This window comes from Nitrosopumilus piranensis (genome assembly GCF_000875775.1).
GTDB classification, from domain to species: Archaea; Thermoproteota; Nitrososphaeria; order Nitrososphaerales; family Nitrosopumilaceae; genus Nitrosopumilus; species Nitrosopumilus piranensis.
This window is the reverse complement of record NZ_CP010868.1, coordinates 1,352,703-1,364,973: the sequence shown is the minus strand read 5'-3', so window position 1 is coordinate 1,364,973 and position 12,271 is coordinate 1,352,703. Positions and strand designations below refer to the sequence as shown.

The 12,271-nt window shown below is 36.2% G+C and carries 14 protein-coding genes and 1 tRNA gene; 9 read left to right on the top strand and 6 right to left on the bottom strand.

The genetic code is table 11. The annotated features are described in order from the left end of the window. Window positions 1–10: 10 nt before the first annotated feature. From aroD to NPIRD3C_RS08240, 3 genes are read right to left on the bottom strand one after another with little or no spacing between them, the layout of a single operon-like run. Window positions 11–682: a type I 3-dehydroquinate dehydratase gene (gene aroD / locus NPIRD3C_RS08250; RefSeq protein ID WP_148703689.1), complete on the bottom strand. Its 672-nt coding sequence runs from the start codon at window positions 680–682 to the stop codon at window positions 11–13. A gap of 1 nt (window position 683) precedes the next feature. Further along, window positions 684–1,745 (bottom strand): 3-dehydroquinate synthase II domain-containing protein, encoded by a 1,062-nt coding sequence (locus tag NPIRD3C_RS08245; RefSeq protein ID WP_148703688.1) that lies wholly within the window; start codon window positions 1,743–1,745, stop codon window positions 684–686. Further along, window positions 1,738–2,520, bottom strand: a complete 783-nt coding sequence (locus NPIRD3C_RS08240) for a 2-amino-3,7-dideoxy-D-threo-hept-6-ulosonate synthase (RefSeq protein ID WP_148703687.1) — start codon at window positions 2,518–2,520, stop codon at window positions 1,738–1,740. Before NPIRD3C_RS08240 ends, NPIRD3C_RS08245 begins: the two co-directional genes overlap by 8 nt. A gap of 135 nt (window positions 2,521–2,655) precedes the next feature. Here NPIRD3C_RS08240 and NPIRD3C_RS08235 point away from each other — a divergent pair, with 135 nt between their 5' ends. After that, on the top strand, window positions 2,656–3,774 hold the full coding sequence (locus NPIRD3C_RS08235) for a radical SAM protein (RefSeq protein ID WP_148703686.1): 1,119 nt from the start codon (window positions 2,656–2,658) through the stop codon (window positions 3,772–3,774). Here NPIRD3C_RS08235 and NPIRD3C_RS08230 read toward each other — a convergent pair. Together NPIRD3C_RS08230 and NPIRD3C_RS08225 are read right to left on the bottom strand one after the other, a co-directional pair. Next, window positions 3,769–5,211 carry a menaquinone biosynthesis decarboxylase gene (locus NPIRD3C_RS08230; RefSeq protein ID WP_148703685.1) on the bottom strand — a complete coding sequence of 481 codons (1,443 nt, stop codon included), beginning with the start codon at window positions 5,209–5,211 and terminating at the stop codon, window positions 3,769–3,771. The two genes, NPIRD3C_RS08235 and NPIRD3C_RS08230, sit on opposite strands and share 6 nt — an antisense overlap. Before the next feature lie 74 nt (window positions 5,212–5,285). Beyond that, the gene (locus NPIRD3C_RS08225) at window positions 5,286–5,660 is read right to left on the bottom strand and encodes a hypothetical protein (protein WP_014962859.1); all 375 of its coding nucleotides are present in this window, start codon (window positions 5,658–5,660) and stop codon (window positions 5,286–5,288) included. Window positions 5,661–5,756: 96 nt separating this feature from the next. Here NPIRD3C_RS08225 and NPIRD3C_RS08220 point away from each other — a divergent pair, with 96 nt between their 5' ends. The 3 genes from NPIRD3C_RS08220 to NPIRD3C_RS08210 all read left to right on the top strand — a co-directional run bounded on the left by NPIRD3C_RS08220 (window position 5,757) and on the right by NPIRD3C_RS08210 (window position 7,818). Next, complete coding sequence (locus NPIRD3C_RS08220) at window positions 5,757–6,464, top strand: trans-sialidase (protein WP_148703684.1); 708 nt, start codon at window positions 5,757–5,759, stop codon at window positions 6,462–6,464. Window positions 6,465–6,533: 69 nt separating this feature from the next. After that, window positions 6,534–6,725, top strand: a complete 192-nt coding sequence (locus tag NPIRD3C_RS08215) for a hypothetical protein (RefSeq protein ID WP_148703683.1) — start codon at window positions 6,534–6,536, stop codon at window positions 6,723–6,725. 121 nt (window positions 6,726–6,846) lie between these two features. Then, window positions 6,847–7,818, top strand: a complete 972-nt coding sequence (locus tag NPIRD3C_RS08210; protein WP_148703682.1) for a trans-sialidase — start codon at window positions 6,847–6,849, stop codon at window positions 7,816–7,818. 24 nt (window positions 7,819–7,842) lie between these two features. Here the strand turns inward: NPIRD3C_RS08210 and bcp are convergent, their stop codons facing one another. Beyond that, a complete protein-coding gene (gene bcp, locus NPIRD3C_RS08205) occupies window positions 7,843–8,307 on the bottom strand; it encodes a thioredoxin-dependent thiol peroxidase (RefSeq protein WP_148703681.1) in 465 nt (154 codons plus the stop codon). A 102-nt stretch (window positions 8,308–8,409) separates the two neighbouring features. On the opposite strand from bcp, the gene NPIRD3C_RS08200 reads away from it, so the two are divergent. The 5 genes from NPIRD3C_RS08200 (at window position 8,410) to NPIRD3C_RS08180 (ending at window position 12,202) form a co-directional block, all read left to right on the top strand. After that, on the top strand, window positions 8,410–9,114 hold the full coding sequence (locus tag NPIRD3C_RS08200; RefSeq protein WP_014962863.1) for an MIP/aquaporin family protein: 705 nt from the start codon (window positions 8,410–8,412) through the stop codon (window positions 9,112–9,114). Window positions 9,115–9,151: 37 nt separating this feature from the next. After that, window positions 9,152–9,574 carry a hypothetical protein gene (locus NPIRD3C_RS08195; RefSeq protein ID WP_148703680.1) on the top strand — a complete coding sequence of 141 codons (423 nt, stop codon included), beginning with the start codon at window positions 9,152–9,154 and terminating at the stop codon, window positions 9,572–9,574. Then, window positions 9,571–10,389 (top strand): hypothetical protein, encoded by an 819-nt coding sequence (locus NPIRD3C_RS08190; protein WP_148703679.1) that lies wholly within the window; start codon window positions 9,571–9,573, stop codon window positions 10,387–10,389. Before NPIRD3C_RS08195 ends, NPIRD3C_RS08190 begins: the two co-directional genes overlap by 4 nt. A gap of 38 nt (window positions 10,390–10,427) precedes the next feature. After that, a tRNA-Arg gene (locus NPIRD3C_RS08185) sits at window positions 10,428–10,502 on the top strand. Between the two features lie 164 nt (window positions 10,503–10,666). Next, window positions 10,667–12,202, top strand: coding sequence for a galactose oxidase early set domain-containing protein (locus NPIRD3C_RS08180; RefSeq protein WP_160272907.1), 1,536 nt, complete (start codon window positions 10,667–10,669; stop codon window positions 12,200–12,202). Window positions 12,203–12,271: the final 69 nt, after the last annotated feature.

Here is a 12,271-nt window from a genome sequence, read left to right as displayed (position 1 = left end):
ATGAAATGGATTATTTTTTCAAGTTTGTGATTTTGTTTACTTCGTCTACACTAAACTGCCCTGGTGCTACTGCTTTTCCTAGGGAGACATATGTGTATGGACTGCCCAAATATAGGCATAAAATTCTTGAAATTCTGCCAAAATCTCCCATGGCAAATGCGATTAGATTGTTTTTCCCTTTCTTGCTGTATAATTCGAGCATTCTAGTAGAGTCATCAGTTGATTTTGCAGTACTGACAATTTTCACAAAATTTGAAAACTTACTCATTTGGTTCATCTTCTTTTTTAATTCTGCTGAGTTTGGAGTTTTTTTAAAGTCGTGCCAGGATACAAGTAACTTTGTTTTAGTTGATTTTAGATATTTGATTAGTGATGAATTTTTTTTAAGAGTATTAAATTCTACATCCAGTAAAAACGGATTGTATTCTGCAATTAATTTTATTGTTGCAATTCGCTCTTTTTCGTTTCCTGAAAACTGACCTCCTTCTGTTTTTGGTCTTAATGTGCAAACTGATTTTTTTAGATCCTTTTTGATTAATTCCAATGTTTGTGGGATTTGTTCAATTTTTAGAAAGTCCAGTCGTATTTCGACAAAATCTGATTTCTTCAAAGCTGTTTTTAGTGTCTGTTTTACTTTTTGTGGTGTCTTCTCTGCAACTGATACACATGTTTTGTATTTCATTTTATTTTTCTAAAATGTATTCGTCTGAGACTTCCATACCAAAATGTCTGCCTGTTGCAGGTTTTGAATGAACCATTACAATATCTCCTTTCTTAAGGTGTGTAACTGATACTAGTTGCCCGTTAGGTTTTACAAAACGGATTGTCTCTGCATCTTGTGCAATTATTCCCCCTACTTCATCACCTGCTTTTGCTTTAATCATTAACATAGGTCTTCTTTCAATCTTTGATCTTCCTACTGTGGCTCTTCTTGCTTTACCTTTAGAGTTTAAAATTAGTACTTCTGAGCCTGTTTCTACTTCTGATAGATAGTTGGTAGTTCCATCTGGTGATAATGTGTAACAATGCACAGCTCCGGCATTGACTCTAAATGGTCTTGGTGATGTAAATGATGAACCAACTGATTCATTATGAACTAAAAACAAAAAGTTTGATCTACTTCCAATTAACATCCCTTCTCCTTTGTGAAGCATTGATGCTGTATCTACGCAAACTCTTTCTCCATCACCAACTTCTTTAATGTCAATAATTTTTGCAGGTTTCATGTCAAAACTTCTTGTTCCTAAATACACCATTGCTTCTCTAACTTGGTTAATTGATGATGTGCTGAAAATTACTCCGTCTACTCCTACTTCTAGAATTGAGAACATCTTTCTAACTTCTTCAGGTGTTCTAGCAATTGCAAAAATTTTGGTATGAATTTTGTGAAGCTTTGCAATAATGTTCTCCAATGGAATAATTTTCCAATCTTTAACTTCTACTACTACAAAGTCTAGACCTTTTTTTGCAATAGATAAAATGTTCTCGATATCTGTATTTGATAACACTTTGAACTTTCTTCCAACTTTTTTGCCCTTTGGTTTTACAGCATTTTCTTTTTCAAGAATTACATAATTTGCATTGTTTGATGGATAAACAGTTTGTAGTTTTGTTTTTTTCTTGCCAATTTTTTTTGGATCTAGATATACCATCTTGATTCCATCTTCTTCTAATTGTGGGAGAAGTTTAGATAATTGTGCCTGTGAGCCTTTAGGGGAAATAATTAATTCTCTGTTCTTATTCAATTTTCTTCATTGCTTCCTTTGCTGTACCCTTTCTAAAAATTATTTCAGCTAGTGCTTCTACCATTTTTTCAGGTGCTTTATGTGCAAAGATGTTTCTCCCATATGTGACACCTTTTGCTCCAGCAGTCATGGCATCTTCTGTCATTTGAAGAATATCTAAATCTGTTTTTGCTTTTGGTCCTCCTGCAATTACAATTGGAACTGGTGTGCTCTTTACAACTTTTGAAAATGAATCAATGTCTCCTGTGTATAATGTCTTAACAATATCTGCTCCACACTCTGCTCCAATTCTTGCAACATGTGCAACAATTTCTGGATCATGTGGGTCTTTGATATTTTCACCTCTTGGGTACATCATTGCTAAAAGTGGCATATTCCATCTGTGACATTGATCTGCAGTTAATCCTAATTGTTCTAACATTTCTGGTTCTTCTTTTCCACCAATGTTGATGTGCAAAGAAACTCCATCTGCTCCAAGTGCAACGGCTTCTTTCACGGTACCTGTGAGCATCTTTCGATTAGGTGATAATGATAATGCTGTACTGCTTGAAAAATGAACTAAAACTCCAACTTTGGGTGGTTTTGGTAGTGATTTGATGATCCCTTTGTTAATTATTACACTTGTAAGGCCATGTCCTTCACATTTGTAAATTGTTGATGCTGGGTCTTCAAGACCCTCAATAGGACCATTTGAAATTCCATGATCCATTGGAATGCATAACATTCTTCCTTTCCTAAGAATACGATTAAGTCTAATTTGGTTGCCAGATACCATGAGTTGATCTGCTTTTTGTGCCCTACTTAAAAATAACGTGAACCATTAATCTCAAATTCATTAAGATTTGAGCACAAAGCCTCAATTACTTTTTCTATCAAGGATTAAATAGAAATTACAAAGGATGAAAGACAATTGAGTCAGACAACTGAGCAACTACAAAAAAGTGACATTAAAGATATTTTAGAAAATTCTCTAAATGGTCAACGACCTGGATCTGAAGATTGTGTCAGATTATTGGAATCTGATGATGTTCATTTGATGGGACTTGTATCTGGTCATTTGACAAGAAAACAATTTGGGAAAAAAGCATCTTTTGTAAATAATATAATTTTGAATTATACCAATGTCTGTATTACTGATTGCAAGTTTTGTGCATTTTACCGATCACCTGGAGCTGATGATTCTTATACATTAACATTGGATCAAATTGAATCCAGAGTGAAAACTGCATGGGACATGTTCAAGATTCGTCAAGTTTTGATTCAAGGAGGTCATAACCCAAATCTGAAAATTGAATATTATGAAGATGCGTTTAGAATGATTAGAGAAAAGTTCCCCAAAGTTGGTGTTCATGGACTATCTACATCTGAAATTGATATGATTGCAAGAGTTGAAAAATCATCAACTAAGGAAATTTTATCTAGACTCAAAGACGCTGGTCTGCAATCAATGCCTGGAGCAGGAGCTGAAATTTTGACTGATTCTGTTAAAGAAATTATTAGCCCAAAGAAAATTTCAAGTGATGATTGGATTAGAATTATGGATGAATCTCATTCTCTTGGAATCCCGTCTTCTGCAACAATGATGTATGGACATGTAGAAAATAACAAAGATATTGTTGATCACTTTTTCAAACTCGTAAAACTACAAGAAAAAACAAAAGGATTCATGGCATTTATTCCATGGAATTTTGAGCCAAACAATACTTTGATGCATGAGGAAGGTTTGGTAGAATATGGTACTGGTGGAATTCAACTCTTGAAGATGATTGCTATTTCTAGATTGATCTTTGATGGGCTTATCCCTCATATTCAATCCTCATGGCTGACAAACGGTGTAGGTATGGCTCAACTTGCTTTGCAGTATGGTGCAGATGATTTTGGTGGAACTTTGATTGGAGAAGAAGTAGTTTCTTGTACCGGTGCACGCTCAACTGAACTCACTGACAAAATAATCATAGATGCAATTCATCAAATTGGTTACTCTGTTGAAGAACGTGATAATTTCTATAATCCTGTCTCAACACTATAGTCCATAATCAGACCATTTAGAATCTACTAGATTCCTTGTTTTATTATCAACTTTTACTTGCTGCTGAATTTCTCTATCATATCCCTCTTCTTTTGTTTTTTGTGTTGCATCAATTCCCATCTTTGAACCCAAGTTTACAAGTGGTGATGCAGGATCAAGGGTGTCTGTCGGGGCATTATTGATTATGGTAGTGTCTCTTGCTGCATCTGCCCTGGTTGTGATTGCCCAAATAACATCATTGATATCATGAACGTTGATGTCTTCATCTACTACTACGAACATCTTTGTTAGTGATAATTGCCCCATTCCCCATAGTCCCATCATCACTTTTTTTGCTTGGCCTGGATACCTTTTCTTAATTGAAATTATAGCAAATCCTTGGAACCATCCTGCTGCTGGCATACTAAAGTCAACTACTTCTGGATGAAACATCTGAACTAATGGCAAAAATGAGCGCTCAATTACTTTTCCAATATATGCGTCTTCAAGTATTGGTTTTCCAACTACCGTTGTAACATATACAGGATCTTTTCTTCTCATAATTCCTGTTAGTGTGAATGTTGGGTATGGTTCTACTGGTGTGTAGTATCCTGTATGATCTCCAAACGGGCCCTCATCTCTAATGTCTGCTGGATCTACATATCCCTCTAAAACAATCTCTGCATTTGCAGGAACATCCAAATCAATTGTTTTACATTTTACAGTCTTAATCCCTTCTTTTCTTGTAATTCCTGCAAACAAGTATTTGTCAAGTCCTTCTGGAACTGGAGCAATTGATGAAAAAATTGTTGCAGGGTCTCCACCAATGATTATTGCAGTTGGAATTTTTTCTCCTCTATCTTTTGAAATGTCTCCATGGTGGGCACCTCTTTTGTGTTTTTGCCAATGCATTAATGCATGCGTTTTGTCTACAATTTGCATTCTGTATACTCCTAGATTTCTAACTCCTGTTTCTGGATGTTTTGTTGCAACTAAACCTAATGTGATAAATCGTCCTGCATCATTTGGCCAAGATTTTAGAATTGGCAAATCCTCAAATGACGCATCAGTTGATGTAATCTCAGTTACTGGTCCATCCGATTCTGATTTTGGAAATGATGCTGTCATCTTTGAGAGTTCTGGAAGTTTTTTTATTTTATTTAGTAAACCTGATGGCACATCCATCTTTGTCATATCTGCAATACGTTTACCAATTTCAGTAAAGTCTGTCATTTCAAGTCCTATCTCTAATCTTTTCATAGAACCAAACGCATTTCCTAAAACTGGCATATCATAATCTTTTACATTCTCAAAAAGAACCGCAGGTCCGTTTGAATACATCTCTCTTCTCATAATTTCTGCAATCTCTAAATTCGAGTCAACTTCTGTTTTTACTCTCTTTAATTCGCCATTTCTTTCAAGTTCTGAAATAAACTCGTGGATATCTTCTATTGGCACATTAATTCTGAATCTGGTTCAAGTATAAGCTTAACTAGATTTTCTTTGAATTTACACTTGAAAAATACTATATTTTACATTGGTGGAAGTTCTGTCTTTTTGTCATGTCCGCCAGAACCAAATTTGCAGTAGAAGCATAATTCTGATTCCATGTACTTTAATTGCTCCACTTGAATTGCACCAAGTTTTAGTGCAATCTTTGTTAGAATTTTGTACTTTAGTGGCATTGCAGGGATCACTTCATCCATGTATACTCTGTAATGATCGGGGCAAAATTTGAGAGTAACTTTTGCTGGTTCCTTACCTTTTTCATTTACCTGCTTTGTAAAATTGATCTGCTCTCTGATGTACTCGTGTTTTGGGCATGGACAATCTTTTCCACCTGGGTGTTTGTATGCAGGTGTATTTTTCCAGTCAAATTCTGGAAATTCTTTTTCAAAGTCGTCCATATGATCAGTAAGCAATTTGTGCTTATAAAACTTGATCAAATCTGTGTATGGAAATAACCCAAATGCTCATAAACCCCGGATTATCCATGCAGACTAATGGCAACTGCTAAAAAGCAAACTAAAAAAGATCTTGAAGCCAAGATTGCCGAATTAGAAGCAAAACTAAACTCACTTTCATCTCAGCTTTCTAAACCTGCTGAAACCAAACCCGCAGAAAAACCAGCTGAAGCAAAGCCAGCTGAAACCAAACCAGCTGAAGTGAAACCATCTGAAACAAAACCCTCTGAAAAACCAGCCGAGATAAAACCTGCTGAAACTGCCAAACCTAAAGCAACATTGCCAAAAGGTATGGACGACAAACCAGCAGAAACTCCTAAACCACAAGAAGCACCAAAACCAGCTGAGACAACCGCACAACCTCCAGCAACAGTACAAGACGCTTTAGAGGCCGCATACTATGATGCTCCTATGACTGATTTCCATCAGTACAGAGCAAAAGTAACAGGTTATTCTCCAGCACCTAACAGATATTTTGTTAGAATGACTGCTCCTGTTGGTAAAGTTCCAACATCTGATTGGAATCAACAAAAGGCATCCGTAACTGGTTACACAGCATGTTCAAACCAATACTATGCAACAAGAGCAAGATTGGCTTATCATCCAGCTGATAAAAGATTTGGAAGTTTTAGTGGAGTAAACATGAGTGTTGAAGGAGTTGAAGCAAAAGCACAAACACAGCAAGCACCTCCGCCACCCCAACCAGAACCACCAAAACCAAAAGGTACACTTCCAAAAGGATTCTAATTCAAAAACATCTTTTATTTTCTATTTTTAATAATAATATTTTTCTTTGATCACATTTTCTAATATTACATGCCTCCAAAAATCCAATGTCCTAACTGCCAGCAAAACGAATGGCTTGAAAACCCTGAATTGAGTTATTTGCCTAGAGTTGCAAAAATGGATGATGGGAAATATGTTGCAGATACTGCTAATGGAACCCATGTCAAGATTTGGCGTTGTAACAATTGTATGTACATGATGCAATTTTGGGAACCTGACTAACTGCTGAATAGTTTAGACATTATAATTTTTACAAATAATCAATTGATTTTACGAATTTATTTGATCAAAGATCCTTTACTGAACAAAATGTAAATAAACAATGCCTAATCTATTGTAAGAAATGGCAGCAAAACGAAAAGCAAGTACGAAAAAAGATCTTGAAGCCAAGATTGCCGAACTCGAGGCAAAACTGTCAAAACTTTCCTCAGAAATTGAGGCTAAACCTGCTGAAACCAAACCCGCAGAAAAACCAGCTGAAGCAAAGCCAGCTGAAACCAAACCAGCTGAAGTGAAACCATCTGAAACAAAACCCTCTGAAAAACCAGCCGAGATAAAACCTGCTGAAACTGCCAAACCTAAAGCAACATTGCCAAAAGGTATGGACGACAAACCAGCAGAAACTCCTAAACCACAAGAAGCACCAAAACCAGCTGAGACAACCGCACAACCTCCAGCAACAGTACAAGACGCTTTAGAGGCCGCATACTATGATGCTCCTATGACTGATTTCCATCAGTACAGAGCAAAAGTAACAGGTTATTCTCCAGCACCTAACAGATATTTTGTTAGAATGACTGCTCCTGTTGGTAAAGTTCCAACATCTGATTGGAATCAACAAAAGGCATCCGTAACTGGTTACACAGCATGTTCAAACCAATACTATGCAACAAGAGCAAGATTGGCTTATCATCCAGCTGATAAAAGATTTGGAAGTTTTAGTGGAGTAAACATGAGTGTTGAAGGAGTTGAAGCAAAAGCACAAACACAGCAAGCACCTCCGCCACCCCAACCAGAACCACCAAAACCAAAAGGTACACTTCCAAAAGGTACGGCCGAAAAGCCTCAAACTACTGCTAGTAGTGGAGATGGAAAATCAAGACAAGAACAACTAGAAGAGTACGAAAAAGATTACTTGCAAAGAATTGAACAAGAAAAAGCAGAACGTGAACAAGCTTATCAAGAGGCCCTTCAATCTGAAGTGGACGCAAGAGCTAAGCAATCACGTGGTAGCTTACCAAAAGGTTTTGAACCCAAATCTGAACCAGAACCTGAACCACCAAAACCAAAAGGTACACTTCCAAAAGGTTTCTAACCTTCTATACCTTTTTACTTTATTTTATTCTGAACTCTTAAAATCTTCAAAAACTTGTTTTGAATGTCCAGCAGGTTTTACTTTGGGATATATTTTGAAAATTTTTCCTTTTTCATTTACAAGAAATGTGCTTCTCATAACTCCCATGTACTCTCTACCCATGAATTTTTTCTTGCCCCAAACACCAAACATCTTTGATATTTCTTTATCTACATCTGCCAATAATGGATATTTGATTTTCATCTTATCACAGAATTTTTTGTGTGAATCTACATCATCAGGACTGATTCCAATAATTTCAATTTCCTCTTTTTGAAATTTTTTATAATCTTTTGAAAACTCATCTGCTTCTGTAGTGCATCCTGGAGTGAAATCTTTTGGGTAAAAATAGATGGCATGTTTTTTACCTTTGAAATCTAAAGATTTTACCTTGTTTCCATTTGCATCATTTAATTCAAATTTTGGAACAGGATCCCCTTCTGAAATCATATGTTCTCAAGTGAATATGCCTGTAATTAATTACTTTTTGATCCTAGCTGATCACAATTTTAATCCGAATCTTTTATATGGAAATTGACGGGGTTTTTGCTAATGGTTAATCCAAGAGCATACCTTGCTGAAGCAATATCTACATACGGATTGGTATTTTTCGGACCCCTCTCAGTAATTTTGGCAATTGCATCTTTTGGTGAGGAATTGACAACAATGTCAGTACTATTCATTTCTCTTGGACACGGTGGTGCTATTGCATTGATGATCTATGCATTTGGTCATGTATCTGGCGCCCACATTAATCCTGCAGTTACAATTCCAATGATGATTACTAGAAAGATTGGAATTGCAGATGGAATTGGTTATATTATTTCACAATTAATTGGTGCAGTTGCAGCAGCTGCAACACTCAAAGCAATCTTACCTGAACTAGGAGCCAAAGTAAACTTTGCAACTCAAGGTGGACCAAGTGACTTGATCAATAACAGTATTGGTTCAGGATTTGCAATTGAGGCAATCTTGACATTCTTCTTAGTTACAGTAATCTTCATGAGTGCTGTTCACAAAAAAGCATCTCCTGGTTGGCATGGATTTACAATCGGTGGTATGGTATTTTTAATTCACTTGATTGCAGTTCCACTAACTGGTGCATCAGTGAATCCTGCAAGAACATTTGGTCCTGCATTAATTTCAGGATTCTGGGAATTCCACTGGTTATATTGGGCAGCCCCAATCTTGGGCGGTATAATTGCTGGATTGATAATGAATTACGTCTTTGTAAAGCAAGCAGAACAAGAAGCATAACCTAACATTTTTAAAAATTTGAAATCATTTTTCTGGTATGAGTTCTGATGAAATTTCTTCAATGTTTGATATAGAAACACAAAAACTCCAAAATCTAATTTCAAATGTTTCTGAAAATATGGAAATTTCTCAAATTGTTGAGGTGTATTATCAAGTGATGAATGTCTCATCCATGATTTCAATGCTCAAACAACAACTAGATTCCCAAAATCCCAATGCTTTGTTAGAACAAATTGGAAAAACTGAGAAACTCATTTCAGAGAAGTTTAACACTGACATTCACCCAAAAATTTTGCAAACACTTTCAAATTCTATCCAGGAAACAACAAAATCACTTCAATCAAATTCTGGAGAAAAAACTAAAGAGCAAATTAAAAACGAGTCAAAACTATTTGAAGAGTTACGAAAAAAAATGAGTACTAAAGAATTTGTTGAGCAATATGACAAAGGATTGACATGATTGATCAACTTGCAAAAAATCTTATTTCATTAAAAAAAGAATTTGCAAAAACATATGATGGCAATAGTCAGATGCAAGAAGTAATTCCAATATCTACATCTGATTTATTTCAAATTAAGCAACAAGATCTAGAATTACTGCATCAGTTTGCAACAAAGAATCCTATCTACTACAACTCGTATGAAAAAATAATTGATGACACAAAATGTATTGTATATGAGGGAGATATCAACAAATATTGGTTGAATAGTATTCAACATGGCTCTAGTAATGCCCCCTTTTCTCCAACCTGGATACTGTCTGCTTATGTTGCAATATTGATGGCAAAAGATCTTGGGTATTCTGAAGTAATTGATATTGGCTCAGGTGATGGAAGAATTGCTTTTTGTGCCAAAGTTTTGGACATGGAAGCATATAGTATAGAACTAGACGAGTCACTAGTTGATCTTCAAAAGATTCTTGTTACAACACTTGACTTTCATCCGTTTTGCTCAAATGCTATAACTTTTGATTATGAGTCATTGAATTTGTCTAGTCCTGTCTTTTTCATTGGAGGGCTTGCACAGATGGGCGGCGTTGCTTTGGCAACCGGCGTAATTGAAAATATTGTATCTGATGATTTGAGGAAAAGTGCTGGTTGGGTTTTTGCAGGTACACACTCTCAAAAATACGCTCCTGATCCTAAAAATGAGGCTGGTTGGGGGACTCTTATTGAAAATAATAAACTCAAAAAAATCAAAATAATTTCTTTGCCTACTGTTTGGACCTTTCATGAAACTGATGAAACCCCGTATATTTTTGCCGAATCTATCTAATAGCAATCCAAATTAAGTGTAAATTTACCAAAGTTTTCGGACTCGTTGCATAGCTTGGATAGTGCGAACGCTTGCGGAGCGTTAGGTCGCCGGTTCGAATCCGGTCGGGTCCGTTTACATTTATCAACGAACTCTGTTTTCTTGAAATTTTTGGAATATTTTGGTATGTTCGTATCTGAATTTTTATGGATTCAAACCCATTTGTATGACATTCATACTATATAATATGTTGAGTAATTCAGAGAATGTAATATAGTGGGAGAATATTAGAATAACATTGTCCTCACATTTGGGTCAATGGAAAACCATCGGACCAAAGTTTAATGCACTACCAGTACATACAGCACTATTACATACAGGTAAGGTTTTGGCCTTTGGAGGTTCAGGAAATGAACCCGGACGGCTCAATAACTGGTATGAGCCCGAGATTTATGAACCTGATTATACAGGTTCAACAGACGGCACAATTCGAAAAATAAGCAATGATGGAATAGAAGGAGATCTATTTTGTGTAGGTCATGCATATCTTCCAGATGGCAAATTGTTTTTGGCAGGTGGTACATACCTTTATGATGGATTAGGAATTGTGACTGCTCCATTTCCGCCATTTTGGGGTCTAGATCATACTTACACCTTTGATCCAGATACCGAAAAATTCACTAGACTACCTAACATGAGATATGGTCGATGGTATCCTACTTGTGTAACAATGGGTGATGGAAAAATTGCGACATTTGCAGGACTCTCAAAATGGCCACCATGGGTTTGGCAACCAGTAAATGAAATCTATGATGAACAAAACAATTCTTGGCAAAAAATTGAAGGAGGAAACAACCTGATGCCACTATACCCTAGAATGCATCTTTTGCCAAATGGCGATCTTTTCTATGCGGGCTCATACAACACACACATGACGTTTCCATTTTCCAGATGGGGATTCAAAATTGCAACATTTAGTTTTGTAGAAAAGAAATGGAAACATTTGGAGCATCCAAAAGACATGCATCGACAAGAAGGCAGTACTGTGTTGTTGCCATTGGTGAAAAGCAAAAACTATCTTGCAGAAGTAATTCTGATAGGAGGTGGAGACATGAATGCACATGCAACCAGAACTTGTGAAAAAATTTCATTCAAATCGGGAACAAAGCAAAAATATATTCCAACAAAAAGTATGGATAACGATAGATACTATGTATATCCTGTAATTCTACCGGATAGAAATATTTTGGTTGTAGGTGGCAAGTCAGGTCACAACAGTCACTCAATCAAACACAAATGTGAAGAGATTGCACCAGAAGAAATCAAACATAACGATAAGGCAATACTAGACACCGAACTGTACAATACAGAAACTGAAGAATGGAGCAAGTTAGAACCAATGAAAGTAGACAGACTGTATCATGCTAATGCAATTTTGTTGCCAGATGGCAAAGTAATGACTATGGGAAGCAATCCTACAAGAAAATGTGTTGAAAAAAGAATAGAGATTTTTTCACCACCATATCTGTTTGCAGGAGATAGGCCCGTCATCGATGATGTTAAATCTGTGTTAAAATATGAAGAATCATTTGAGATTCAAATGCATGATGGTACAGAGATCCTGGATACTGCACTGATAAGACCATCCAACACTACACACTGTCTTAATCCTGAACAACGCTATATTGAGATCGACACTGTGCAAAATGGGGATAAGATTTCCTCAAAGATTCCAAAAAATGAGAACTTGGTTCCACCGGGATACTATATGTTATTTGTCAGAAATCATTCGGGAGTACCATGTATTGCACCATTTGTGAGGATAACGCATTAGATAGGAGCAAATAAGATGCTGAAAACAACTGAATGGTGGGAATTCATGTTGACCTTAATGTTTGAGGAT